At 71.8% G+C, this 25702-nt stretch carries 20 protein-coding genes; 9 read left to right on the top strand and 11 right to left on the bottom strand.

Annotation, left to right across the window (positions count from 1 at the left end):
* Positions 1 to 113: 113 nt before the first annotated feature.
* On the bottom strand, positions 114 to 1931 hold the full coding sequence (locus ACFWJ8_RS08750) for a glycoside hydrolase family 3 N-terminal domain-containing protein (RefSeq protein ID WP_378810677.1): 1818 nt from the start codon (positions 1929 to 1931) through the stop codon (positions 114 to 116).
* Positions 1931 to 3235 carry an MFS transporter gene (locus tag ACFWJ8_RS08745; RefSeq protein WP_378810675.1) on the bottom strand — a complete coding sequence of 435 codons (1305 nt, stop codon included), beginning with the start codon at positions 3233 to 3235 and terminating at the stop codon, positions 1931 to 1933. Before ACFWJ8_RS08745 ends, ACFWJ8_RS08750 begins: the two co-directional genes overlap by 1 nt.
* A 126-nt stretch (positions 3236 to 3361) precedes the next feature.
* Between ACFWJ8_RS08745 and ACFWJ8_RS08740 the strand changes: the two genes are divergently transcribed.
* The gene (locus ACFWJ8_RS08740; RefSeq protein WP_378810673.1) at positions 3362 to 4642 is read left to right on the top strand and encodes a TetR/AcrR family transcriptional regulator; all 1281 of its coding nucleotides are present in this window, start codon (positions 3362 to 3364) and stop codon (positions 4640 to 4642) included.
* A gap of 18 nt (positions 4643 to 4660) precedes the next feature.
* On the opposite strand, the gene recQ is transcribed toward ACFWJ8_RS08740, so the two are convergent.
* Positions 4661 to 6688, bottom strand: a complete 2028-nt coding sequence (gene recQ, locus ACFWJ8_RS08735) for a DNA helicase RecQ (RefSeq protein ID WP_378810671.1) — start codon at positions 6686 to 6688, stop codon at positions 4661 to 4663.
* A gap of 103 nt (positions 6689 to 6791) precedes the next feature.
* Positions 6792 to 7328 (bottom strand): DUF1697 domain-containing protein, encoded by a 537-nt coding sequence (locus ACFWJ8_RS08730; RefSeq protein ID WP_378810670.1) that lies wholly within the window; start codon positions 7326 to 7328, stop codon positions 6792 to 6794.
* 105 nt (positions 7329 to 7433) lie between these two features.
* Between ACFWJ8_RS08730 and ACFWJ8_RS08725 the strand changes: the two genes are divergently transcribed.
* Complete coding sequence (locus tag ACFWJ8_RS08725) at positions 7434 to 8309, top strand: SDR family oxidoreductase (RefSeq protein ID WP_378810668.1); 876 nt, start codon at positions 7434 to 7436, stop codon at positions 8307 to 8309.
* Positions 8310 to 8381: 72 nt separating this feature from the next.
* On the opposite strand, the gene ACFWJ8_RS08720 is transcribed toward ACFWJ8_RS08725, so the two are convergent.
* The 4 genes from ACFWJ8_RS08720 to ACFWJ8_RS08705 all read right to left on the bottom strand — a co-directional run bounded on the left by ACFWJ8_RS08720 (position 8382) and on the right by ACFWJ8_RS08705 (position 13245).
* Positions 8382 to 9149 carry an SDR family NAD(P)-dependent oxidoreductase gene (locus tag ACFWJ8_RS08720; protein ID WP_378810666.1) on the bottom strand — a complete coding sequence of 256 codons (768 nt, stop codon included), beginning with the start codon at positions 9147 to 9149 and terminating at the stop codon, positions 8382 to 8384.
* A 43-nt stretch (positions 9150 to 9192) separates the two neighbouring features.
* A complete protein-coding gene (locus ACFWJ8_RS08715; protein ID WP_378810664.1) occupies positions 9193 to 11736 on the bottom strand; it encodes a DEAD/DEAH box helicase in 2544 nt (847 codons plus the stop codon).
* A 30-nt stretch (positions 11737 to 11766) separates the two neighbouring features.
* Positions 11767 to 12318: an AAA family ATPase gene (locus ACFWJ8_RS08710; protein ID WP_378810662.1), complete on the bottom strand. Its 552-nt coding sequence runs from the start codon at positions 12316 to 12318 to the stop codon at positions 11767 to 11769.
* Positions 12319 to 12399: 81 nt separating this feature from the next.
* Positions 12400 to 13245: an SGNH/GDSL hydrolase family protein gene (locus ACFWJ8_RS08705; RefSeq protein ID WP_378810661.1), complete on the bottom strand. Its 846-nt coding sequence runs from the start codon at positions 13243 to 13245 to the stop codon at positions 12400 to 12402.
* A 175-nt stretch (positions 13246 to 13420) separates the two neighbouring features.
* Here ACFWJ8_RS08705 and ACFWJ8_RS08700 point away from each other — a divergent pair, with 175 nt between their 5' ends.
* Both ACFWJ8_RS08700 and ACFWJ8_RS08695 read left to right on the top strand, forming a co-directional pair.
* Positions 13421 to 13756: a GNAT family N-acetyltransferase gene (locus tag ACFWJ8_RS08700; RefSeq protein WP_378810660.1), complete on the top strand. Its 336-nt coding sequence runs from the start codon at positions 13421 to 13423 to the stop codon at positions 13754 to 13756.
* Positions 13757 to 13763: 7 nt separating this feature from the next.
* Positions 13764 to 14753, top strand: coding sequence for a pirin family protein (locus ACFWJ8_RS08695; RefSeq protein WP_378810659.1), 990 nt, complete (start codon positions 13764 to 13766; stop codon positions 14751 to 14753).
* A gap of 110 nt (positions 14754 to 14863) precedes the next feature.
* Here ACFWJ8_RS08695 and ACFWJ8_RS08690 read toward each other — a convergent pair whose 3' ends face one another.
* The gene (locus ACFWJ8_RS08690; protein ID WP_378810657.1) at positions 14864 to 18343 is read right to left on the bottom strand and encodes a S8 family serine peptidase; all 3480 of its coding nucleotides are present in this window, start codon (positions 18341 to 18343) and stop codon (positions 14864 to 14866) included.
* Positions 18344 to 18579: 236 nt separating this feature from the next.
* Here ACFWJ8_RS08690 and ACFWJ8_RS08685 point away from each other — a divergent pair, with 236 nt between their 5' ends.
* The 5 genes from ACFWJ8_RS08685 to ACFWJ8_RS08665 all read left to right on the top strand — a co-directional run bounded on the left by ACFWJ8_RS08685 (position 18580) and on the right by ACFWJ8_RS08665 (position 23383).
* Positions 18580 to 19131, top strand: coding sequence for an ECF transporter S component (locus ACFWJ8_RS08685; RefSeq protein ID WP_378810655.1), 552 nt, complete (start codon positions 18580 to 18582; stop codon positions 19129 to 19131).
* Positions 19132 to 19211: 80 nt separating this feature from the next.
* Positions 19212 to 21050 carry an ABC transporter ATP-binding protein gene (locus ACFWJ8_RS08680; RefSeq protein ID WP_378810653.1) on the top strand — a complete coding sequence of 613 codons (1839 nt, stop codon included), beginning with the start codon at positions 19212 to 19214 and terminating at the stop codon, positions 21048 to 21050.
* Positions 21047 to 21898: an energy-coupling factor transporter transmembrane component T gene (locus ACFWJ8_RS08675; protein WP_378810651.1), complete on the top strand. Its 852-nt coding sequence runs from the start codon at positions 21047 to 21049 to the stop codon at positions 21896 to 21898. Before ACFWJ8_RS08680 ends, ACFWJ8_RS08675 begins: the two co-directional genes overlap by 4 nt.
* Before the next feature lie 40 nt (positions 21899 to 21938).
* Positions 21939 to 22814, top strand: a complete 876-nt coding sequence (locus tag ACFWJ8_RS08670) for a siderophore-interacting protein (protein WP_378810649.1) — start codon at positions 21939 to 21941, stop codon at positions 22812 to 22814.
* Positions 22811 to 23383, top strand: coding sequence for an ECF transporter S component (locus tag ACFWJ8_RS08665; RefSeq protein ID WP_378810648.1), 573 nt, complete (start codon positions 22811 to 22813; stop codon positions 23381 to 23383). The genes ACFWJ8_RS08670 and ACFWJ8_RS08665 overlap by 4 nt, the downstream gene beginning before the upstream one ends.
* Before the next feature lie 68 nt (positions 23384 to 23451).
* Here the strand turns inward: ACFWJ8_RS08665 and ACFWJ8_RS08660 are convergent, their stop codons facing one another.
* Together ACFWJ8_RS08660 and ACFWJ8_RS08655 are read right to left on the bottom strand one after the other, a co-directional pair.
* Entirely contained in the window at positions 23452 to 24426 is a 975-nt protein-coding gene (locus tag ACFWJ8_RS08660; protein WP_378810647.1) for an N-acetylglucosamine kinase, read from the bottom strand.
* Entirely contained in the window at positions 24414 to 25673 is a 1260-nt protein-coding gene (locus tag ACFWJ8_RS08655; RefSeq protein WP_378810645.1) for a 6-phospho-beta-glucosidase, read from the bottom strand. The genes ACFWJ8_RS08660 and ACFWJ8_RS08655 overlap by 13 nt, the downstream gene beginning before the upstream one ends.
* Positions 25674 to 25702 lie beyond the last annotated feature (29 nt).

The following is a 25702-nucleotide window of genomic DNA, read 5'->3' as shown; positions in this document are numbered from 1 at the left end:
GAGCGGGAGCGGTAACGGCGGTGGCGGCCACTCCGGGCTCCGCCCCCCCCCCCCCCGGGCCCGCCCCCCCGGGGCGGGCCCCCCCCCCCACTTCTCGGCGCCGGGGGACGTTGTTACAGCGAGAGCCCGTGGCCGAAGCGGAACAGCGGGTCCTCGGTGTCGAACGGCACGTCGGGGCGCGACGCCTCGACGGCCGCCATCGAGCGCGGGATGTCGAACGGCAGCCGGCCCTTGGCCTCGGCCGCGCCGGTGAGCACGTCGAGCAGGGCCGCCGAGCTCGCGCCCCAGTTGCCGACGACTGCGTGGGCGGCCTCGACGATCGGGCCGAGGATCGCCGGTCGGTCGAGGAACACGTCGACCACCGTCGGCACGGCGGCGGCGACCTCGGCGACGTGGGCCACGACGTCCTCGGGGAAGTCGAGCGAGCCGGCGTGGAAGAACGCCTCGAACCCGTTGCCGCGGTGCTCGTACGGCGCCTGGAGGCGCAGGACGGCGACATCGGCCTCTGCGGGCGTGGCGACGACCGTGCCGTAGGCGGCGGCCGTCTCGGCATCGATGCCCTCGACGTACACCTTCGCCCCGGCCGCGAACGGCAACACGGGTCCCTGAGCCTGTCGAGGGGCGCGGTTGGCGAGGATGGTCAGCGCGGCGCGCTGCGCCGCGTCGCCTGCGGCGCGGAACTCGGCCGAGCCCACGATACGGTCGGCGGCCTCGGCGTCGACGTACGGGTCCTCGAACAGGCCGAGGACGAACTTCTCGCGCAGCAGGCGCCGGGCCGAGGCATCCAGTCGGTCCTCGGTGATGCGGCCGTCCTCGACGAGCGCCACGAGCAGCTCGGGGCACGCCTCACCGCCGAACTGGTCGGCGCCGGCGTCGATGATCTTCACCATGCGCTCTTCGCGCGAGAGGTGCTCGACGCCCCACGCACGGGCCGGGAACGGCTGGCCCATGATCTCGGCGTCGGTCACGAGGCCCCAGTCGGTGCAGACGACGCCGTCGAAGCCGTAGCGCTCGCGCAGCAGCCCCGTCAGCACCGACTTGTTGAAGCCGAAGCCGACCTCTTCGTACTCGGTGCCGATCGGCATGCCGTAGTACGGCATGACCTGGCGCACGCCCGCCGCGAATGCGTCCTCGAACGGCTTCAGGTGCAGCTCGAACTTTCCGCCCGGATAGACCTGCTCGCGGCCGTACTCGAAGTGCGGGTCCTCGCCGTCCTGCTGCGGGCCGCCTCCGGGGAAGTGCTTGACCATCGTCGAGACCGCGCCGGGGCCGAACGCCGCGCCGTTCTGGAAGCCGCGGATGTAGGCGGCGCCGAGCTCTCCCGACACCTCCGCGTCTTCGCCGAACGTCTGCAGCTGCCGCGACCAGCGCGGCTCGGTCGCGAGGTCGACCTGCGGGTGCAGGGCCACGCGGATGCCGACGGCGGTGTACTCCTGGCGCGCGATGTCGCCGGAGCGCTCGACGAGCTCGGCGTCACGGGTCGCCGCGAGCCCCAGCGTGTCGGGCCACTGCGAGAAGGGGCCCGACAGCATCGCCGCGCCCGGGTTGTCGGTGAACGAGTGCCGCGGGTCGGTCGAGATCGTCACCGGGATGCCGAGACGAGTGGATGCCGCCAGCTCCTGCAGCGCGTTGTGCCAGCGCGCGATCGCACCGGCGGTGGGCGCCACACCCAGCAGGTTGAAGTGGTTCATGCCGCGCTCGAGCACGTACTCGCGGTTCGAGGGCAGGCCGAACACGGGGTCGGCGTCAGCGAGCTCGCCGTCCGGGCCCATGGTGATCATGGTCTGGAAGAACAGCCCGGCCTTCTCGTCCAGCGTCATCTCGCCGAGCAGCAGCTCGACGCGCTCCTCGACCGGCAGGCTCGAGTCGAGCCAGGGACGCTCTGCGGCGCCCGAAGCGGCAGTCGGATCCGTCGTCGTGGTGTCGGTCATCACTTCACTCCCTTGATGCGGTAGACGAGCACGGCGCCGGCGAGGGCCACGAGCGCGCCGAAGAGGTAGTACACGGTGTAGCCGCCGAGCGGCGTGGCGGCGCCGAGCGCGATGATGCTCGGGGCGATCGCCGGGGCGATCGACTGCGGCAGCGCGTTGGCGATGTTGAGGACGCCGAGGTCCTTGGCGGTGTCCTCAGGGTTAGGCAGCACCTCGGTCGCGAGGGCCAGGTCGACCGACATGAACGAGCCGGCGCCGAGGCCGATGATCGCCTGCGCGACGAGCACGACGGGGACGCTCGGCGCGAAGGCGAGGACGACGAGACCGACGACCATGATGCCGCCGGCGATCGCGACGAACGGACGCCGCTTGCCGATCTTGTCGGAGAGGATGCCGCCGAGGGGGCCCGAGATGGCCATCGCGACCATGGACGCGAGGTTCGCGACGAGGATCGTCGAGATCGCGGTCTGCTCGTCGAGGCCGAACTTCTCGGTCAGGTAGAAGGGCAGGAAGGTGGCGATGCCGGCGTAGCCGAACATGACGAGGAACTTCGTCAGCCACGTCCAGCCGAAGTCCGGGTGCTTGGCCGGGTTGAAGACGAACGAGCCGAAGAACTGGCCGATCGTGAAGCGCTGCGCGGGCTTCTCGTCGAGGCGGCGGTCCTTGAGCACGAGCACGAACAGCACGGCGAGCACGGTCGCGATGACGGCCGGCACGACGAAGCGCGCGAAGTCGTCCGACAGGAAGTTGACGAGGAACGAACCGGCGAGGATGCCGAGGGGCGTCGTCAGGCCGACGATGCCCGAGACCTTGCCGCGACCGCTGACCGGCACCTGGTCGGGGAGGGTCGCATTTGCCGCGGCGAGCACGGCGTTCATCGCGGCCTGCACGAGGCACCAGGCGATGAGGACGACCCACACCGAGTTCGCGACGCCGATGAGGGCGAAGCCGCCGAGGCCGACGAGCGTGCCGCCGAGGATCCACGGGCGGCGCATGCCGAAGCGCGACGTGGTGCGGTCGGACAGGCGGCCGGCGAGCGGGTTGGCGATGAGCGCGAACAGGGCGCCGACGCCCATGATGAGCCCGAGCTGCGCCGTCGCCTCCTCGGTGGTCTCGGTGATGTGCTGCACCTTGAAGGCCATCGACACGAGCACCGGCGTGAGCAGGGCGAGGTAGACGCCGAAGTTCGCTCCGGCAAGGCCGGGCGTGTAGCCGCGCGGGGTCTTCTCGGGCGTCGTTCCCGGCGCCTTGAAGCCGGTGGTGCCGGCGGCCGCAGCCGTCGCGGCGGAAGACAGCTCTGTCATCGGAGTCCTTTCTCGGGTGCGACGCGGGCTGCTGCGCCCGGCGTCGATTCACGAGAATACATGAAACTCGACCGTTTGGTAACTGAAATTCGACCGCGTGGTAATCGCGCTCGCTAGACTGTGGCCGTGACGACGATCTCGCCGGCGGCGACCGCCCGCAGCGCTCAGGCCGAGCGCACGCGCGCCGCGATCGTCACCGCCGCGCATGATCTGTTCGTGGCCCGCGGCTATCGCGCCTCCTCGCTGCGCGACGTGGCGGCCGCGGCGGCCATCAGCCACCCCGGACTGCTGCGCCACTTCGCCACCAAGGACGCCCTGCTCGCCGCGGTCGTCGAGTCGTTCGAGCGCGACAACGAGTTCGCCCTCCTCGAGCAGCTCGCCGCCGACGAGCCCGGCACGCTCGGCTACAGCCTCGTCGCGCAGCGCAACGAAGAGGTGCCCGGCTACCTCGCGCTGTTCGCGGCGCTCACCGGCGAGGCATCCAGTCCCCGTCACCCCGCCCACGAGATCGTGCGCGACCGGTACGCCCGGCTGCGGGAGCTGTCTACGGATGCCGTCGAGGAGGCCGTCGCGCAGGACACGGTGTCGTCCGACCGCGATCCGGCGGGCGAGGCCGTGCGCATCGCCGCCGCGTGGGACGGGCTGCAGCTGCTCGAGCAGTACCTGCCCGAGCGCGTCGACGTCGTGTCCGCGCTGGAGACGTACGAGGAGGGGCTGGCGCTGCCCGTCGGGTGGCGCGACGCCGACGACGCCCCGCCCGCCGAGCATCCGGCACCCGTGCCGCCGATGCCGTCCTTCGCCGCAGAGATCGCGTCCCCCACGGTCGGGTACCGCGTCGGCCGCGAGCGGCGCGCGCAGATCCTCGAGGGTGCGATCGCACTGTTCGCCCGTGAGGGGTACGGCGACACGTCCTTGCGCGACATCGCCGAGCGCGTCGGCGTGTCTAAGTCGACGCTGCTGCACTATTACGGCACGAAGGAGGAGCTGCTGAGCGCCGTGCTCAGCGAGCGCGACCACCTCATCGAGTCACGCGGATCGTATGTGCGGGCCACGCGGGCCGCCGACGAACTGCGGGCGATGCCCGGCGGCGCAGCCGAGAACGCCGCCACCGCCCCGGGACTCATCGAGGTCTACGCCGTGCTGTCGTGCGAGGCGCGGCCCGCCGACCACCCCGCGCACGCCTACTTCGAGGAGCGGTTCCGCGGTGTGCTCGACCACTTCGCTGCGCTGTTCCGCGCGGCACAGGAGGACGGCGACCTGCCCTCGCACCGCGACCCCGAGTTCGAGGCCGTGTGGCTCACCGCGATGTGGGACGGCCTGCAGTACCAGTGGCTCTACGACCGCTCGTCCGTCGACGTGGCCGCGCAGCTGACCGCGCACCTCGACGACGTGCTGCCGCGGGGCTGACGCGGACGACAGGAGAGGTCAGGCGGCGGCGATGACCTCCAGTACGGCGTCGCCGTAGGCCTCGCGCTTCTTGGCGCCGATGCCCGAGACGCCGTCGAGGTCGGCGAGGCTCTCGGGGCGGCGCTCGGCGAGCGCGCGCAGGGTCGCGTCGCCGAACACGATGTACGCGGGCACGCCGAGCTGTTTCGCGACGCCGGCGCGCCAGGCGCGCAGCGCTTCGAACACGCCCGCATTCGCCGGGTCGAGCGTCTCGGGCGCGCTCGACTTGCGCACGCGGGCGACACCGCCCGACCGGCCCATGACGTCGCGGCGCAGGGGCACCGGCGACTCGCCGCGCAGCACGCCGGCCGCGGGGTCGCCGAGCGCGAGCGTGCCGTACTCGCCTTGGGCGACGAGGATGCCGCGGGCCAGGAGCTGCCGGATGACGCTGCGCCAGTCCTGCTCGCTGAGATCGGCGCCGAGACCGTAGGTCGACAGCTGGTCGTGACCCTGCTGGCGGATGCGGTCGGTCGACGACCCCCGCAGGATGTCGATCAGGTGCCCTGCGCCGAACGCCTGGCCGCGCTCGCGCTGCAGGCGCACGATCGTCGACAGCAGCTTCTGGGCGGGGACCAGTCCGTCCCACGTCTCGGGAGCCTCGAGGCACGTGTCGCAGTTGCCGCACGGCTCGGACGCCTCGCCGAAGTAGGCGAGCAGGTTCTGCCGGCGGCATCCCACCGTCTCGCACAGCGCGAGCATCGCGTCGAGGTGCTGGCCGAGGCGGGTCTTGAAGGACCGGTCGCCGGGCGACTGGTCGATGAGCCGGCGCTGCTGCACGACGTCGCCGAGGCCGTACGCCATCCACGCGACCGATGCGGCGCCGTCGCGCCCGGCGCGCCCGGTCTCCTGGTAGTAGCCCTCGACCGACTTGGGCAGGTCGATATGGGCGACGAAGCGCACGTCGGGCTTGTCGATGCCCATGCCGAACGCGATCGTCGCGACCATGACCACTCCGTCTTCGCGGAGGAACCGCGACTGGTTCGCCGCGCGCGTCTCGGCGGGGAGCCCCGCGTGGTACGGCAGGGCATCCACGCCCTGCGCCGAGAGGAACTGCGCCGTCTGCTCGACCGACTTGCGGCTGAGCGCGTAGACGATGCCCGCCGCTCCCGAGCCCTGCGACCGGATGAACGCGACGAGCTGGCGCCGCGGATCGGACTTGGCTTCGATGCGGTACTGGATGTTGGGCCGGTCGAAGCTCGACACGAAGTGCCGGGCGTTCGGCAGTTGCAGCCGCTCGGTCATCTCACGGTGCGTCGCGGGCGTCGCCGTGGCCGTCAGCGCGAGGCGGGGGACGCCCGGGAACCGCTCGGCGAGCGCGCCGAGCGCGAGGTAGTCGGGCCGGAAGTCGTGGCCCCACTGCGAGACGCAGTGCGCCTCGTCGATCGCGATGACACTCAGCGTGCCGCGGGAGAGGAACCGCAGCGTGGCCTCGGTGTTGAGCCGCTCGGGCGCGACGTACAGCAGGTCGAGCTCGCCCGCGAGGTACGCGCGCTCGACCGCCGCACGCTCAGGCGGCGCCTGCGTCGAGTTGAGGTACGCGGCGCGCACGCCGTTGGCGACGAGCGCGTCGACCTGGTCGTGCATGAGGGCGATCAGCGGGCTCACCACGAGCCCCGTGCCCGGACGCGCCAGCGCCGGCACCTGGTAGCAGACACTCTTGCCGCCGCCGGTCGGCATCAGCACGACGGCATCCCCACCGGCGATCACGTGCTCGACGATCGCGCCCTGCTCGCCGCGGAACGCGTCGTAGCCGTACACCTCGCGCAGCACCGTGCGCGGGTCGGCTCCGGTGAAGTCGCGGCGCGGACCGGCTCCGGAGAACGGGTCGAAGCCCGCGCCCGCGCCCGCGTCGGACCACCCGGCCCGATCTGCCGGCGGCGCCCAGGCGTCCTCGGGCGGCGCCCACGAGTCGTCGACCGGGGGAACGCCGAACTCATCGGCCGGCGGCGCCCAGGCGTCGGGCTCCCACGCGAGATCGGCGTACGGGTCGCCCTGCGGAATCGTCACCCGTCCCAGGGTAGCCGCGGCATCCGACGCCCGCCTCGGTGCCGCTGCGCCGGTGCACAACCCGCGCCGGCTCTGGCCGGCACGGCACCTGAGGAGGAGCCGGTCAGCACCACTTCTCGGCGATCGCGGCGATCACCGTGCGGTTCCGGCTGGTCGTGACGCCCAGCAGCTTCGCGGCGTTGAGCGGATCGACCTGCCCCGCCTGATACGCCGGACCGAGCAGCGCGTGGGCCACGCGTCCACGCACCACCATGCGCCCCGCGTCGGTCGCGAGCCCCTCGACCCGTGCCGCGGTCGCGGCGGGCAGCTCGTCCTTCAAGAAATAGATGTAGTGCCGCGCGAGGTCCGGATCGTCGTCGCCGAGCTCCGCCGCCTCCGCCGCGATCCCGGCGATCTCGGCCGTCGTGAACACCATCGTCGGCACGTCGAACCCGCGGTCCTCGGCGAAGGCCGCCTCCAGCAGCGCCTCGATCTTCGCGCGCGAGCGCATCGGCGTCGTGAACCGCACGTTGCCGGTGTTGATGTGCGTCTCGACGTCGGTGAACCCGGCGGCCTCGACCGCCCGCCGGATGTCGTCCTTCGCGAACTTGCGGTTGGCCCCGAGGTTGATCGCGCGCAGGAAGGCCACATAGGTCGGCATACCGCCATCTTCCGCTATCGTCGTCGGCATGCAATGCCTGTGAACTTCGTCCTCACCGAATCGAAGAGCGGATGCCTCCTCCCGGCGTCCCTGAAAGGCATCAGCATGCACTCCCACGCCTCTCTGCCGCTGCGCGGCAGGACCGCCCTCGTCACCGGCGTCTCCCGCCGGCGGGGCATCGGCTTCGCCGTCGCGGCGGAGTACGCGCGCCTCGGCGCCGACGTCTTCCTCCACCACTACTCGCCCCATGACGCCGACCAGCCGTGGGGCACGGACGACCTCGAGGCCGTCCGCGACGCGCTGCGCGCGGAGCTGACGCCGGGTGCGCAGCTCGGCGACATGGCGGCCGACCTGCGGGACGCGGCATCCATCCCCCGCGTGATCGCGGCGGCGCACGCGCTCACCGGGCGCCTCGACATCCTGGTGTGCAACCACGCGCTGTCGGGCGGCGACGGGTCGATCCTCGACATGACGGCCGAGCGGCTCGACGCGCACTGGCAGACGAACGCACGCTCGACGCTGCTGCTGACGCGCGAGTTCGCGGCGCTGCACGCCGACGCGACGATTCCGGGGCGACAGCCCGGCGAGCGCATCGGGCGCAGCGAGCCGTTCGCGGAACCGACCGGCCGCGTGTTCTGGATGACCTCGGGGCAGATCAACGGACCGATGCGCGGCGAGGTGGCCTACGCCGCGAGCAAGGCCGCCCTGGCCGGGGTCACGCCGACGGTCGCCGCCGAGCTGCTCGACCTCGGGATCATCCTCAACACGATCGACCCGGGCCCCGTCGACACCGGGTACCTCGACCCCGACACCGCCGACCGCCCGCTGGAGGAGGTCGAAGCGTGGATGCGCGCGACCCCGTTCGGCCGTTTCGGCGAACCGGCCGACCCGGCCAGGCTCATCGCGTGGCTGTCGACGGATGCCGGGGCGTGGGTGGTCGGCCAGGTGCTGTCGACCGACGGCGGCATGCGCCTGACCTGAGCCCCTCCTCCTCACCCGGATCAGGAGAAGGAAGGGCTGAGGATGAGGGATGCCGAGGCCCTCGGCTGAGGGTCAGTACAGGGTGAAGCCGCCGTCGATCGTCACGATCGACCCCGTCATGAACGACGAGGCCGCGCTCGCGAGGAACACCACGGCCGGACCGAGCTCGTGCGGTTCGCCCGCGCGCTGCATCGGAGCCGGGTCGACGCACCACGGCTTGTACTCCGGGTCGTACACGGGCGACATGTCGGTGCGGATGTAGCCGGGTGCGATCGCGTTGACACGGATGCCGAGCGGCGCCCATTCCGCCGCGAGCCCCTTGGTCATCTGGTGTACGGCGGCTTTCGAGGTCAGGTAGGAGATCTGCCATCGCGGCTGATTGACGATCTCGGCCGACATCGACCCGATGTTGACGATCGTGCCGCCGCCGCGCCTCGACATCCGTCGGGCGACGGCCCGCGAGCAGAACCACACGCCGTCGACGTTGGTGGCGAGCACGTCGCGCCACACCTGATCGTCGACCTCGAGCGCCGCGCCGCCCACGCTGATGCCGGCGTTGTTGACGAGCACGTCGATCTCGCCGAACCGCTCGCTCACCTCGCCGACGGCGCGGTGCACATCTGCGGCGTCGGACACCTCGAGACGCACGCCGAAGGAGCGGATGCCGGCCTCGCGCAGCTCGTCGGCCGCGGCCTGCGCCGCGGCGTCGGTGCGCGCGGTGACGGCGACCGCCGCCCCCGCCTCGCCGAGCGCCTGGGCGATGGCCCTCCCGATGCCGCGGCTGCCGCCGGTGACGAGCGCGACCTTGCCGTGCAGGCCGAAGGTGTCGAGGACGGTCATGGGCACAGCCTTTCGATGGAGGGGGATGCCGGCACCCGGCCCGCTACAGCCGTACGACCTCGGTCACCCGCAGGACGGCGGTGCCGGCCTCTTCTGAGGCGGCGAGGTCGATGACGCCGCGGATCCGCCAGTCGTGGTCGCCCGCAGGGTCGTCGATCGTCTGCTCGACGCGCCAGGTTCCGCTCGCGGCATCCGATTCGTCCACCGTGACCAGTCGCGGGGAGCGGGCGGCGCCGCCGGTGAGGATCTCGTCGTGGTCGTCGAAGTACGCGTCGAGCACAGCCGGCCAGTCGACGTCCGGGTCGAGCTCGACGAGCTCGTCATCGCGCTGCAGCGCGGCCAGCTGCACGCGGCGGAACAGCTCGTTGCGCACCAGCACGCCGAACGCGCGGCGGTTGGTCAGCACCGACGGCGGCGCGGGCGGAACGACCGGCGCCGACGGGTCGTCGACGGGGTTGACGAGGGCCTCCCACTCGTCGACGAGGCTCGAGTCCACCTGCCGCACGACCTCGCCGAGCCACGCGACCAGGTCATGCAGGTCTTCGGTCTGCGCCTCGGCGGGCACGGTCTGACGGATCGCGCGGTACGCGTCCGACAGGTACCGCAGCACGAGCCCCTCGCTGCGCGCGAGCTGGTACAGCGAGATGAGCTCCGAGAACGACAGCGCCCGCTCGAACATGTCGCGCACGACCGACTTGGGCGACAGCTCGAAGTCGCGCACCCACGGCTGGCTCGACGCGAACACCTCGTACGCCTGGCTCAGCAGCTCGTCGAGCGGCTTCGGGTACGTCACCTGCTCGAGCAGCGCCATGCGCTCGTCGTACTCGATGCCGTCGGCCTTCATCGCCGCGACCGCCTCGCCGCGAGCCTTGAACTCCTGCTGCGACAGGATCGGGCGCGGGTCGTCGAGCGTGGCCTCGATGACGCTCACGACGTCGAGCGCGTAGTGCCCGGTGCCGGCCGCCCCTGCCGCGTCGTCCGGGTCCAGCAGCTCGATCGCGGCGAGCGCGAACGGCGACAGCGGCTGGTTGAGCGCGAAGTTCGGCTGCAGATCGACGGTCAAGTGGATGCCGCGGCCGCCGGCATCCCCGCGGTCGATCTCGACGACCTCGGCGGCGACCAGGGTGCGGAAGATGGCGATCGCGCGGCGCGCGAGGTCGTAGCGCCGGGCGCGGGGCTCGTGGTTGTCGAACACCAGGCTGCGCACGTTCGAGAACACATCGCCGCCGCGCGCGATGACGTTGATGAGCATCGCGGCGGTGAGCTGCAGCTGCGGAACGAGGGGCTCCGGCTCGGACTCGACGAGGCGTTCGAACGACCCGATGCCCCAGTTGACGATACCCGTGGGCGCCTTCTTGCGGACGATCTTCTTGCGCTTGGCGGGGTCGTCGCCGGCCTTGCGCAGCGCCGCCTCGTTCTCGATCTCCCACTCCGGCGCCATCACGACGACCGTCCCGGAGGTGTCGTAGCCCGCCCGGCCGGCGCGGCCCGAGATCTGGTGGAACTCACGCGCCGACAGCTGGCGCATCCTCGTGCCGTCGAACTTCGACAGCGCCGTGATCATCACCGTGCGGATCGGCACGTTGATGCCGACGCCGAGGGTGTCGGTTCCGCAGATGACCCGCAGGAGTCCGCGCTGCGCGAGCGTTTCGACGAGCCGGCGGTACCGAGGCAGCATGCCGGCGTGATGCACGCCGATCCCCGCGCGCACGTACCGCGACAGGGTGCGGCCGAACGCCGTGGTGAAGCGGAAGCCGCCGATCGCCTCCGCGATGGCGTCGCGCTGCTCGCGGCTCACGATGCGGATGGACGACAGCGCCTGCGCCCGCTCCATCGCGGCGGCCTGCGAGAAGTGCACGATGTACACCGGCGCCTCGCCGGTCTGCAGCAGCTCCTCGACGGTCTCGTGGACGGGGGTGCGGGCGTACGAGAAGTGCAGCGGGACGGGGCGCTCGACGCCGGTGATGCGGGTGACCGTGCGGCCGGTGCGGCGCTCGAGGTCCTCGGCGATCGTGGTGACATCGCCCAGCGTCGCAGACATCAGCACGAACTGCGCCCGCGGAAGGAGCAGCAGGGGCACCTGCCAGGCCCAGCCGCGCTCAGGGTCGCCGTAGTAGTGGAACTCGTCCATGACGACCTGGTCGACGGCGGCGTCGGCGCCCTGCCGCAGCGCGAGGTTCGCGAGGATCTCGGCCGTGCAGCACACGATGGGCGCGTCGGGGTTGACGGACGAGTCGCCCGTGACCATGCCCACGTTGGCGGCGCCGAAGATCTCGACGAGCGCGAAGAACTTCTCGCTCACGAGGGCCTTGATGGGCGCCGTGTAATAGGTGCGGCCTCCGGTGGCGACCGCGGCGGCGTGGGCCGCGACGGCGACGAGCGACTTGCCCGTGCCGGTCGGCGTCGACAGGATCACGTGGGATCCCGACACGATCTCGATGACCGCCTCGTCCTGCGCGGCATAGAGCGAGAAGCCCTGCTCGCCCGCCCACTCGACGAACGCGTCGTACAGGGAGTCCGCGTCGGGCGTGGCGCCGGGTGCGCCGGACGCCTCCGCGGCGGCGGCGATGGTGTCGAGAAGCGTCACCGCTCGAGTCTGCCAGGTCGCGGCATCCGCCTATCCCCCGATGCGCAGGCGGAACCGGCCGCTCTCGACGGCGGCGGCCAGAGCGTCGAGCGTGCCGGCCGGGGTGTGCGCGGAGGTGTCGATGACGTGGGTCTCCAGATCGCCCAGGTCGGCGAACTGCTCCCACATCGACAGGATCGGCCCCTCCTCGACCAGCGCCTCCGGCGCGGTCCGACCCTGTGCGCGGGCGAGGGTCTGCTCTCGCCCCGGACGCAGGACGACGTAGTGCAGGGGCGTGTCGGGGCGGCGCGTCGCCGCGCGGAGGTAGTGGTCCAGCATCCACGGGCCGACGACCCCGTCCACGACGACGTCGAACCCGCCGTCGGCGTACGCGAACGCGGCGCCCGCGATCACCTCGACGACGGTGTGGTTCTGGGCGTCCGCCTCGGGCAGGTACGGCGCGATGCCGCCCGACGCGATGTACGCCCAGAAGTCGTCCGTATGCAGGTGCACGCTCCGCGCGAGCACCGCCGCCAGGGCAGCCGCCGTCGTGGACTTCCCGGCGCCCGGAGGGCCGGTGACGACGATGACGGAACCGGGCATGCCGCCAGGCTACCGACCGGACGGAGGGGGATGCCGGGCGCCCGGCATCCCCTCTGTCGGCGTGATGCGGATGTTGCGAAGTCAACGCCCCAGGCTCATCAGGATGACCTGCGTGTACGCCGTGTACCCCGCGTAGGTCGGGTGCAGGAAGCCGGCCGGGTCGTTCACCGGATCGGTCCCGAACCACGGGTCGCTCGGCACGCCGGGCACGAGCTGCACGCCGTGGCCGGCGAACGCGCCGACGACGTCCACGTACGCGACGTTCACGCCCTGTGCGCCGGCGGACGCGACGGCGGCCTGGATGGCCGCATTGAGCGCGTCTGTCGCGCTGTTCACCGCCTGGACGAGCGCGGCGAGATCGTCGACGCCCTGACCGAAGGGCAGCGGCGTCAGCAGATGCGGGTACCCGGTCACCACGACCGTCGCGTTCGGCGCGCGCTGCGCGATGTCGCCGATCAATGAGCCGAGCGGTGCCGGCAGCCCCGGTGCGGCGCCGAGCGCGGCCGTGATCGCCGCGGCACACGGCGCGGTCGGCCCGCCGGCGGCGGCAGCCGAGCACGCCGCATAGATCTGGTCGAGCCCGAGGTCGTTCGCGCCCACGGTGAGCGTCACGACCGTCGTGCCGCGGTTCAGCTGCGGCAGCTGAGCCTGGACTCCGGCGATCGTGGCGCCGGAGCACGCCCCGTTGCGCAGCAGGTTGAACTTGGGCGCCTGGTCGAGCTGCGCCGCGTAGCCCCCGCCCGTGCGGGCGCAGGCGTCCAACGGCGCGCCGCCGCCCTGCCCCGCCCCGATCGAGTCGCCCAGGGCGACGTACTTCGCGACTGACGATGATGATGATGCGGCCGACGCCGGGCTCGCCGCACCGGCGGCGAGCAGTCCGACTCCGAGTGCCACTGCCGCGAGCGCGGCCATGAAGCGTCGTCTCATGATTCCCCCTCGAATCCTTGAACGGACCGAACGATTCCCCCATGAATCGGCCGACGGACTGGATGCCGCAGACGAGGCCGACGATAGACCCGTGCACGCGGCTGCACCAGGGGTCGCGCGGGTGGCGGAATCGGTGCGGCCGCCCGTACGTTGGAGAAGACGTGGAAGGGATGCCATGACTGCTGACGAGAACGAGACCGGTGCAGGCGAGATCACGGTCCGCCGCAACGACGACGCCGGACGCTACGAGGTGCGTGTCGGCGACGTGCTGGCCGGGTTCACCGAGTTCACACCCGACCCGCGCGGACGCCTGCGGTTCCCGCACACCGAGGTCGACCCGGCGTTCCGCGGCCGCGGGCTGGCGCAGATCGTGGTCGCCGAGGCGATGGCCGACGAGGCGCGCCGCGGCGAGACCGTCGTGCCGCTGTGCCCCGTGGTCGTGAAGTATCTGCGCGAGCACGACGTGCCCGGGCTGGACGTGCACTGGCCGAGCCGCGTCACCGTGGAGTGAACCGGCCATGACCCGGCTCGGAAGCTCCGACACCGTCGACCTCGAGACCGCCGTCGAGTGCGACGGCCCCCGCACACTGCTGCTCGAGGCCCGTGAAGTGCCGCTCGGCGGCGTGCGGGCGATGTCGGTGCACCGCTCGCTGCCGCAGCGCGAGCTCCCCCTGGTGGGCGCGTGGTGCTTCCTCGATCGCTTCGGGCCCCAGGAGACCCGCATGCGGGTCGAGCCGCATCCCCACATCGGGCTGCAGACCGTGACGTGGCCCTACCTGGGTGAGGTGCTTCACCGCGACACCGTCGGCAGTGACGTCGTCGTGCGCCGCGGCGCCCTGAACCTCATGACGAGCGGCGCGGGCATCGCCCACTCGGAGTACTCGGTGGGCGAGGACGCCACACCGCTCGATGCGCTCCAGCTGTGGGTCGCGCTGCCCGAGTCGCGCCGCCACGGCGCGCCCGCGTTCGAACAGCACGCGGTGCTGCCCGAAGTGTCGCTGCCGGCGGTCGCCGGCGACCCGGGCTCTGCCACCGTCGTGCTCGGCGAGCTCGGCGGCGTCGCCTCGCCGGCGACCGTGTACACGCCGATCGTCGGCGCGGAGCTGCGCATCCCGCCGGGCGCGACGGTGCGGGTGCCGCTGAACCCGGACTGGGAGCACGCGCTCGTCGCCGTGCACGGCGAGATCGTCGTCCCCGGTGTCGCGGACGCCGAGCCGATCGCCCTCGACACCGCGCACCTGCTCTATCTCGGCCTGAACCGCACCTCGGTCGAGGTGACGAGTGCCGTCGGTGCCACCCTGTTCCTGATGGGCGGCGAGCCGTTCGAGGACGACATCGTCATGTGGTGGAACTTCGTCGGCCGCACCCACGAAGAGATCGTCGAGGCCCGCGACGCCTGGGAGTCCGACAGCCCCCGCTTCGGTCACGTCGTCGATCACGGCGACGAGCGCATCCCCGCGCCGCCGCTGCCGGCCGTGCGCCTCACGCGCCGCCGCCGGCGCCTGTAGCGAGTGGATGCTCCCCACGCCCGGCATCCCGCGCGCCACGGCTCCGCAGACACGCGAAGAGGCGCCCGGGCCGCAGCCCGGACGCCTCTCGTCTGCAGAACCTCAGTCGGTCACTTCAGGACGATGAACGCGGTTCCGCCGAGTGAGGCCTCGACGGTGTCGCTGCCGGGATAGGCGACAGTGACGACGTAGATCCCGCGCTTCTGCTTGGGCAGGTCCACGGAGACCGCACCGTTGGCGAGCGTGCCGGTGTACTTCTTGTCGTTCACCAGCAGGTTCACCTTCCCCGTCGCCGCGGACCCGCCGGACGGGGTGACGTTGACCGTCACCGTCCAGGTCTGCGATGACGTTCCGGTGTAGCGGTTCATCTTGGCCGTCGTCTTCGATGAGAACTTCACGAAGACCGAGGCGCTGTCGGCGACGCCGGCGTTGATGTTGCCCTGCTGGGTGGCCGTCTCGCGCACCGAGAGAGCGTGCCCGATGTCGTCCGACGTGACCTTGTAGCTCTTCGCCGTCGCCCCGTCGATCGGAGCGCCGTCGCGCAGCCACTGGTAGGTCAGCGCGACGGTCTTGGGCTCCCACTTGCCGGGGTTCACCTTGAGCGTCTTGCCGACCTTCGCCGAACCCGTGATCACCGGGATCGACTTGGCGACGGGTGCGGCCGGGCCCGAGTCCACCGTGAGGACCGTACGCACGTCGGACTCGCCGTAGCGGACGACACCGAAGTAGCGGGTGTCGGGCGCGAGGCCGCTCCACGAGAGCGTGTAGCTCGTCGGCGTGCTCTCGGTCACCGGGAGCGGGTTGGGAGTCGCGGTGAGCGCACCCTCGCCGCCGGCCCCGACGACGGCCGTCGTCAGGTCCCACGTGAACGGATCGGTGAACGAGTAGACGTGCGCCTCGACCATGTAGGTGCCCGCCGTCGGGTCGTTCAGCGAGACCGACTCGTCGGCCGAGCCGCTCGCCGACTGCCACTTCTCGTAGTAGCGCAGATCGGTCGGGCTCACGACGCGGTAGACGAACAGGTCCAGGTCGGTGCCGGTGTCGTCGGACGAGTCGAGGTCGAACCGAGCGAGCGACGAGCCCTCCGGAACATCGACGAGGTAGTAGGAGTACCCGTCCTCGTCGCCCGATGTCTCGTTGCCGGAGTGCCCGGGAACGTCGACGCCGTTGCCGAAGATCTCGTCGGTCTGCAGCGTCGCCGCCGCCAGACCGCTGAGGTTCAGCGGCAGCTCACCGGTGATGCCGGGCGTGATCTGGACAGCCGTGCTGCCGTTGATCCCCGCGCCCGAAGCCGCCGCCGGAGCGTCGGCCGTGACCGGGTAGATCGCGATCGGCGAGCGCACCGTGGTCGGGCCGCTCCAGGTCAGGAAGCCCGTCGTCCACTGCTCGGGCGCGGCGGTCGTCTTGGTGAAGGTCACCTCGAACGTCGCCGTCTCCCCCACCGCAAGCGTCACCGATGCCGGCGACACGGTGACGTCGACCCCGGGGACCGAGACCGCGGCCGTGTAGGTGCCGGCGGTCGTGGCGCGGACCGTGCGGGTGACGGTCTGCGGTCCCGACAGCGAGCCGATGGCGATCGACGCGAGGTTGAGGTCGCTGCCGTCGATCGGGTCGACGCCGAAGTCGTACAGGTTCTTGCCCTGCAGATACTGCGCCCACTGGAGCGGACCGTTGTCGTAGATCAGACCGGGCTCGAAGTACCGCGTGGGATCGACATGGCCGGCCCCCTGCGAGAACGGGTCCGTGTCGGTCGATCCGTCATCGTTCTTCGTGTCGTAGGCGGTGGTCATCATCGCCGACTTGATCTCGCCGGGCGTCGCGTTCGGACGCTCGCCGAGGTACAGCGCCGCGAGGCCCGCGACGTGCGGCGACGACATCGACGTGCCGGACTTGAACCCGAACGTCGGGGCTTCGCCCGCAGCGTTGTGGGTCGCCGCCAGGATCGCCACACCAGGTGCGGTGACGTCGGGCTTGAGGATGTCGCTGCCGTCGGCGAGCATCGGGCCGCGGCTCGAGAATCCGGCGATCACCGGAGTCGGGGTCACGACGCCCGTGATGTTCTCGCTGTGGAGCGTCGCGGTGGCACCCGGCGTGCCCTGCACGTAGGCGAGCAGCGCGGCGCGGTACGTGTTCTGGATGTGCACCGTCGGCACCGAGTGGAAGTCGTTGTCGAGCGAGCCCGGCGTGACGTTCACGAGGATCATGCCGATGCCACCGGCCTCATCGACCGCCTGCGACTTCTCGACGCGAGCGTTCGTTCCGCGGTCGCAGACGACGATCTTCCCGGCGACCTTGGCGGGATCCAGACGATCGAGGAAGCAGAGCTTCGCCTCAGCGAGGTTCGCCCCGGAGAGCGCGACGTCGCCGGCGTAGACCACGTCACCCGTCACCGTCTCGCCGAACGGGACGCTCACGGATGCGCCGGCTGCGAGCGTGCCGTCGCCGAGCTCCACCGTGCCCTCGTAGGTCGGGATCGTGGATGCCGCGACGGTCGTGTACCACGGCGACGCGTGGTCGGCCGTGGAGGCGCCCGGACCGTCGTTGCCGGCACTCACGGCGACGAAGATACCCGCGGCAGCTGCGTTGAAGAACGCCGCGTCCTCGGTGGCGAAGGTCGTCGTGGCCGCCCCGCCGCCGATCGAGTAGTTGATGACGTCGACGCCGTCGGCAGCGGCTGCGTTGATCGCCGACATGAGGTCGCTGAGCGCGCAGATGTCGTCATCGGTGACGAGCTCATCCGGTCCGACGAAGCAGGCCTTGTACATCGCGACCTTGGCCGCGGGTGCGACGCCCGAGATGGCGCCGAAGTCGACGCCTTCGACGGAGGCGGCGATGTCGTTGTTGCCCGCCGCCGTGCTGGCGGTGTGCGAGCCGTGACCGTCGGCGTCGCGCGGCGACAGATAGTCGGGACCGAAGTCGAAGCCCGCGGCGGCAGCGCCGGCGCTGAAGTACTTCGCGCCGACGAGCTTGGTCGAGTAGGCGTCCACCGTCCACTCCTCGCCCGTCACGCGGTCGCTGCGGAACTGGTTGCCGTCGGCCTTGTCGAACACGACGGTGTTGCCGTCGAGGTAGGGCTCGGCGCCGGCCGTCGTGCCGAGCGCGCTGCCGGCGAACGACGGGTTCTCGGGGGCGATGCCGGTGTCGACGACTCCGACGACCACGCCCTCACCGGCCTGGTCGACGCCTCCGACCGCGTTCCAGACGCCGTTGTCGCCTTCGAGGCCGAGGAACTCGGTCGAGGTGACGGCGTCGGGGTGGAGGATCTCATCGGGGACGACGGACTTGACGCCGCGCGTTCCGGCCAGCTTCGCCGCCTGCGTCGCGGTCAGATTCGCCGTGAACGCGTTCAGCGTGACGGTCAGGCTGCCGTCCAGCTTGACTCCGGCATCCGCGGCGACGTCCTGCTGGCGGTCTTCGAGGAAGTTCGAGTAGCGCTGCACGTCACGGGACGTCGTGTCGAGCTTGGCACCGTCCTCGGGCTGAGTCGGGGCGAGGCCGGGCTCTCCGCCGTCGTATGTGGCGACAGGCGCTTCGTCCAGCAGGACGATGTAGCGGCCCGCGGAGAGGTCGATCGGGATGGGTTGGTTCACCTCCTCGGGTACTGCGCCGTAACTGGCTGATGCGGTGCCCGTGAACAGTGCGGCGAGTGTGACGACCGCGGCTGCTCTCTGGGAGGTTCGACCCATGTTGCCCTCCAAATTGTCGTGCAGGAAGTCGCTGCGCCACATCGTTGGGGCGCAGCTCGCTCAAACGTAACTCCCAGCGGAATCTCAGTAAATGAGAAGGGCGTGAGAATCGCAAGCACTCCGCCGAGTACTCTGGGCAAGTGGCCCCCCGAACCCGACTTTCGACGAGCGTTCTGCTCACCTGCGCGGCGATCGGCGTCGCGACGGGTGCGCTGCAGGCCGGCGCCGGCGCGCTGAGCGCGCCCGTCTCGGCCGCGGCGCCCATCCTGTACGGACTCGTCCTCGGCGTCCATGTGCTGCCCGGCGTGGTGGCGCAGGAGCTGCTGCGCCGGCCGTGGGTCGCCCTCATCACGCACCTCATCGCGGCGCTCGTGGCGAGCGCCGTCGTCCCGCTGTGGATCGGCCGCTACGTCGGCACGGCCCTCCTCATCGGCGGCCTGCAGGAGCTCATCGCGGCGACCTCGCGCTACCGCCGCTGGGACGCGTGGAGGTTCTTCCTCTCTGCCGTGATCGTCGGCGCCGTCATCGCCGCCGCGATCTGGTTCGCCGCCGACGTGACGCGGTTCCCGCTGTGGGGCCAGATCGTCTACGTCGCGCTGTTCGTCGTCGGACCCGTCGCATGGACGGCGGTGGGCCTCGCGATCGGCCGCGCACTGCGGCGTGCCGGGATCGCGCGTCGCAGCCAGCGCTGAGGCAGCCACGGTCCCGATGATTGGTCGGGCAAGTTAGGTACGGGTAAGTTAGGGAAGGCTTAGTTTCCTTCGACGATCGGATGCCCGTGCCCTCTGTCGTGCCGCTGCTGCGGGTGCGCGAGCTCGGTGTCACCCACGACGGCGAGCGGACGCCGGCCCCGGCCTCCGCGTCGTTCGACATCGCGCCGGGCGAGGTGGTGCTGCTGCTGGGGCCGAGCGGGTCGGGCAAGTCGACGCTCACGCTGACGCTCAACGGGCTGCTGCCCCAGTCGGTGCCCGCCACCGTGACCGGCACGGTCGAGGTCGACGGGCTCGACACGCAGACCACGCCCGTCGCCGAGCTGAGCACGAGGGTCGGCATGGTCTTCCAGGATCCCGACGCACAGCTCGTGACCGGCACGCTGCTCGACGAGGTGGCCTTCGGCCCGGAGAACCTGCGGATGCCGGTGGCCGAGGTGCTCGCCCGCGCCGAGGCGGCGCTGCGCCGGGTCGGACTGTGGGAGCGCCGTGCCGAGAACCCCGACCGCCTGTCGGGCGGCGGACGTCAGCGCCTCGCCATCGCGTGCGCGCTCGCGATGGGCTCGCCGCTGCTCGTGCTCGACGAGCCGACGGCCAACCTCGACCCCGCCGGCATCGAGGACGTCTACGCGGCATTGGCCGAGCTCGTCGCAGCGGGCGACCGGGCGATCCTGCTCGTGGAGCACAACCTCGACGCCGCCGTCGGCTTCGTCGACCGCGTCGTGGTGCTCGACCACGCCGGCCGCCTCGCCTTCGACGGCAGCGTCGACGACGTGCTGCGCGGCCACGCCGCCGACCTGCACGCCATGGGCGTGTGGCTGCCGGTGTCAGCGATCGCCGCGCTGCGGCTGCGGCGTGCGGGCTTCGTCCTCGACCCGCTGCCCCTGACCCCCGACGAGCTGCACGCAGCGCTGGAGGCGGAGGCCGGTCCGAGCCCCACCGTCGACGGACACCCTTCGACAGGCTCAGGAACCGGAGCATCGGTTTCGCCGGCACCCGGCACCCGGGTCGCGGGGCCCGCCACCCCGGTCGCCGTGCCGGTCACCCCGGTCGCTGAGCTTGTCGAAGCGCCCCACGCCCCCCTCATCGCCGTGCGCGACCTCACCCTGCGCCGCGGGCGCACGGAGGTGCTGCACGGCATCGACCTCGACGTGCCGCGCGGGGCGTTCGTCGCCGTCGTCGGCGCGAACGGCGCCGGCAAGACCTCGCTCATCCAGGCCCTCGCGGGCGTCGTCGCACCGCCCAAGGGCACGGTGCACGTCGACGGGCTCGACGTCGGGCGCGCCGACGCGCGCACGCTCAGCGCGCGCATCGGGTTCGTGTTCCAGAACCCCGAGCACCAGTTCATCGCGCACACCGTATTCGACGAGATCGCGCACGGGCTGCGGCTGCAGCACCTGCCGGACGACGAGGTGCGCACACGCACCGAGGCGCTCCTCGAGCGCTTCGGGCTGACCGACAAGGCCGAGAGCCACCCGTTCCTGCTGTCGGGCGGGCAGAAGCGCCGCCTGTCGGTCGGCACGGCGCTGGTGGCGGGGGCGCCCGTGCTCGTCCTCGACGAGCCGACGTTCGGTCAGGACCGCGCCCGCGCCGACGAGCTGCTGTCGCTGCTGGCCGAGCTCAACGCCGAGGGCACCACGATCGTCGTCGTGACGCACGACATGCAGCTCGTCACCGATCACGCCGACCGCACCGTCGTGCTCGCCGACGGCCGTGTGCTCGCCGACGGCCCCACCGCCGACGTCTTCGCCGACGACGATCTCATCCGGCGCGCCGGCCTGCGGCCGCCGCCGCTGCGGCGTGCCCTGCGGGGGCTGGTGCGGCATCCCGAGCTCTCGCGCGTCGCGCGGCTCGCCGACCTTCCCGACGGCGTCGAGGCTCCGACGGAGGGCGCCTCATGACCGATGCGGGACCCATCACCGCGGCCACGGCGGTGCATCGCCCCGTGGATCCGTACGCAGGTCGGGCGACGGCATCCCCGATCCGCTTCCTGTACGGCCTTAATCCGCTGGCCAAGCTCGCGGCGCCGCTCCCGGCGATGGTGCTGCTGGTGTTCGTGAGGGATGCCGCCACCCCGGCCGCCTTCCTGCTGCTGGCGTACGCGGTGCTGCTGGTGGGCGTGAACTTCACACGCCGGCTGGCGGCCGTGCTGCTGCTGGCGGTGCCGCTCAGCGCCGTCGTGATCGGGTTCGGGTTCGCGCTGTGGACCGACGCGTCGCGCGTGGACCAGTCGGTCGTGGTGTGGCAGATCGGCGGCTGGACGATGTACGCCGGCGCCCTCGCGGTCGGCTTCGCGACGGGACTGCGGCTGGCCTCGATCGTCGCGCTGACCCTCATCGCCGGGCTCTCGACCACGGGTCCCGACCTCGTGCGGGCGAGCGTGCAGCAGCTGCGCGTGCCGTACCGGATCGGGTACACGGCGCTGGCGGCGTTCCGCTTCGTGCCCCGCTTCGGACACGAGCTCGACGTCATCCGCCAGGCGCATCGCGTGCGGGGAGCCCACGGCGGGCGGGGTCCGTTCGCGGCGGTCGCGCGGTGGTTCGGGTACATCGTGCCGCTGCTGGCGGGCGCCATCCGGCATGCCGAGCGCGTGGCGCTGGCGATGGACGCGCGCGCCTTCGGCGCCCACCCCGACCGCACCGAGCGGCACCTGGTGCCGTGGCGCGTGCGCGACACCGTGTTCGTCGTGGCGTTCTGCGCGGTCTCGGCCGCGCTGCTCGTCGCATTCTTCCCGTGGGGGCTCGCGTGACGCGCACCCGCCCGACCCTCGATCGAAACGGAGCAGCCTGATGGCCCCGGCCCCTCGACTCGTCAAGCCTGAAGCCCCCGGTCTCGTGCACCTCACGGTGCTGCGCACCGCGAAGCTGTCGCCGCACTGGATCCGGGTGACCCTCGGCGGCGGCGAGATCGACCGCTTCCGCCCGATGGGCTACGACCAGTGGTTCCGCATCTTCCTGCCGCTCGGCGGCGACGAAGGTCTGGAGCGCATCCCGGCGAAGGCCAACAAGCTGTTCGGCTACCTCAAGTACCTCCGCATCCCCGACGGCGTGCGCCCCGTCATGCGCAACTACACCGTGCGCGCCTTCCGCCCCGCGACGGCGACGACGGGAGCCGAGCTCGACGTCGACTTCGTCGTGCACGGCACCGCCGAGGACGGCACCGCCGGCCCCGCGTCGCGCTGGGCGCAGTCGTGCCGGGCGGGCGAGAGCGTCGTCGTGATCGACGAAGGCCTGTCGTTCAACCCCGACCGCGGCACGGACCGCGTCGTGCTCGTGTCGGACGAGACCGGCCTGCCGGCGATCGCGGGCATCTGCGCCTCGCTCCCGGCGGATGCGTCCGGTCTCGCGATCGTCGAGGTCCCCTCGGCTGACGACGCACTCGCGTTCGCGCGCCCCGCGGGCGTCATCGTGCGGTTCGTCGTGCGCGAGCCCGAGGTCAAGCCGGGCACCCTCGCACTGCAGGCGCTGCGCGACGCCGCGCTGCCGGCATCCCCGTTCCACGCCTACGTCGCCGGCGAGCAGGCCCTCGCCACGGACGGCCGGCGTCATCTGGTCGCCGAGCGCGGCGTATCGAAGGATCACGTGAGTTTCATCGGCTACTGGCGCGTCGGCGCCGCCTCGCCCGCCCCCAAGTCCCAGCGGGCGACCGCCGAGGCGCACTCGTGAGCCGGGCGACCACGGCATACCTGCTCACCTGCGCGGCGATCGGCGTCGCCGGCGGCGTGATGCTGTGGGGTGCGACCGCGCTGTCGACGCTGCTGTTCGCCGTCGTGCCGTTCGTCTCGGTGGGCCTCGCGGGTCTGTGGCTCATGCCCGCCGTGATCGCCCTGCGGCTCATCGAGCGCCCGCTCGCCGGTCTGCTCGTCGGTCTCATCTCGGGACTCGTGGTGTTCCCGTACCTCGCGACCAACCTGTGGTGGGCGTTCTTCGCGGAGCTGCCGTTCCTCATCGTCCTGTACCGCAGCTGGCGCACCTGGCAGTACTACGCGGGCGCGGCCGTCGTGGGCGTGCTGTACCCGATCCTCGCCGCGGTGTCGTTCGACCTCGCGTCGATGACGATCGGCGCCCAGGTCGGCTTCTTCGCGCTGTCGGTCGCGAGCTGCGTCGGCGGCACGGCGCTGGGAATCGTCATCGCCGACCGGCTGCGCAGGGCCGGCGTCGCGAAGCTCGCACGTCGCCGTGGCCTCGCCGGCCGCGGCCTCGGTCGCGGCAGCGGTCCCGCCGGCCAGCACTGACGCGAACAGTGGATGCCGCCGCCCGGGCCCTTGCGGCGCGCCGGGTGGCGGCATCCATTGTTCGTCCGTCAGGCGTCGATCAGCGCGGCGCGTGCGCGGACCAGCGCCGCCGGGGCCGCACCGGCGTGGGCGAGGGCGGCCAAGGCGGCGCCGACGAGCGGCGGCGCGGAGAGCCGCACGATGCGCGCGTGCGGCGCGAGGTCGCGGACGCCCGCGGCGATGCGGTCGTCGAGCAGCGCATGGCCGGCTGCAAGGATGCTGCCGCCGAGAACGATCGGGACGTCCCGGTCGGCGAACCCCAGCCGGGTGACGATGGCGCGCACATAGGCCACGACCTCGTCGGCCTGCCGTTCGACGAGCATGCCGGCGACCGCGTCGCCCGCCGCGGCGGCGTCGAAGATCGCGGGCACGATGCCGAAGAGCTCGCTGTACGGGCGTCGCTCGAAGTGCAGCTCCTCGATGAGAACGGGAATGGATGCCGCCCCCAGGTGCTCCAGCAGCAGCATCGTCAGCATCGTCTCCGGACCGCGGCCGTCGACGTCCCGCGCGGCGTGCCACAGCGCCTCGGGACCGAGGCCCGAACCGCCGCCCCAGTCACCGGACAGTGCACCCAGAGATGGGAAGCGCACGGTCTCGCCGTCGGCGCGGACCCCGACGGCGTTCACGCCGCTGCCGCACACCACGGCGACAGCGTCTGGCTCCTCGGTGCCCGCGCGCAGCAGCGCGAACAGGTCATTGTCGACGACGACACTGCGGGACGCCCACTCGAACGGCGTGACCGCATCGCGATACTGGGCGATCTCGACGGGCAGATCCAGACCGGACAGGTACAGGTTGACCTGCGCGATCGGCGCATCCCCGGCGACCCCGCGCACGAGATCGTCGACCACCCCGACGGAGGCGGCGAGACCCTCGAAATGCGGGCTGCTGCCGGGGCCGCGGCGACGTCCGACGATCGCGCCGTCGAGGGTCAGGGCGACGGCATCCGTCTTCGTCCCTCCACCGTCCACGCCGATCGCAAGGCCAGGAGTCAGGATGCCCACGGGAGGAACCTCCCGTTCGCGGCCAGCAGCAGGTCGGTGAGCTTCTCGGCACGGTCGTGCTGCAGCACCAGCGGGTGCGCGCGCATCGCACGGAGCACTCTGTCACGGCCGCCGTGCACCGCGGCGTCCAGGGCGAGCCGCTCATACCCGGCGACCGCGGCGATGAGACCACGGATGTCGTCGTCCAGCGGTGCGACGGGGTCTGCGACGAACCGGCCGTCGCGGAACGTCGCGGGCACTTCGACGACGTGATCGTCGGGCAGGAACGGGAGCGTGCCGTCGTTGCGCAGGTTCACGACGCGGGCGGGGGCGTCCGCGTCGCGCATCGCGGCGAGCAGCTCGACGGCCGCCTCGGAGTAGAACGCGCCGCCTCGACGCTCCAGCGCCTCGGGCTTCTCGTCCACAGTCGGGTCGGCGTAGAGCGCCAGCAGCTCGTTCTCGATCGCCCGCACCGCCTCGGCCCGCGAAGGCTCTGCCCGCTGTTCGGCGAGCACCTCGTCATGCGCGTAGTAGTAGCGCAGGTAGTACGAGGGCACCACACCCAGACCGGTCAGCAGCTCGGGCGCGAGGTGGACCTCGCCGGCGAGTGCGGCGAGGCCGTCGGTCAGCATGCCGGGAAGCCTGTCGATGCCGTCCACCCGCACCGAGCGCTCCCACGTGAGGTGATTGAGGCCGACGTGACCCAGCGACACCCGAGCGGGGTCGACGCCGAACATGCCGGCGAAGCGCCGCTGGAACCCGATGGCCACGTTGCACAGGCCGACCGCACGGTGTCCCTCCGACAGCAGCGCCCGCGTCACGATCCCCACCGGGTTGGTGAAGTCCACGATCCAGGCGTCCGGCTTCGCGTGTGCGCGGACGGCGTCGGCGATGCGCAGCACGATCGGCACCGTCCGCAGTGCCTTCGCCAGCCCGCCGGGGCCCGTCGTCTCCTGCCCGATGCAATGCACCTCGTGCGGCCACGTCTCGTCCGAGTGCCGGGCCTCCTGACCGCCCACCCGCAGCTGCACCAGCACCGCGTCGGCGTCGGCCACGCCCGCGACGAGGTCGGTCGTGGTGAGCACGGATGCCGGGTGACCCGCGCGTGACAGCATCCGCCGCGCCATCCCGCCGACCAGCGCGAGCCGCGACTCGTCCGGATCCACCAGCGCGATCTCGTCGAGCGGCAGCACGTCGCGCATCCGCGCGAACCCGTCGATGAGCTCAGGGGTGTAGGTCGAACCGCCCCCCACGATCGCGAGCTTCATCGATTCCTCCTTCTGGTGTTGCGGTGTGT

Source organism: Microbacterium sp. NPDC058389, from assembly GCF_042722305.1.
In the GTDB taxonomy this organism is placed as follows: Bacteria; Actinomycetota; Actinomycetes; order Actinomycetales; family Microbacteriaceae; genus Microbacterium.
Note: the sequence above shows the minus strand (reverse complement) of the source record. Positions and strands in the feature narration are given on the sequence as shown.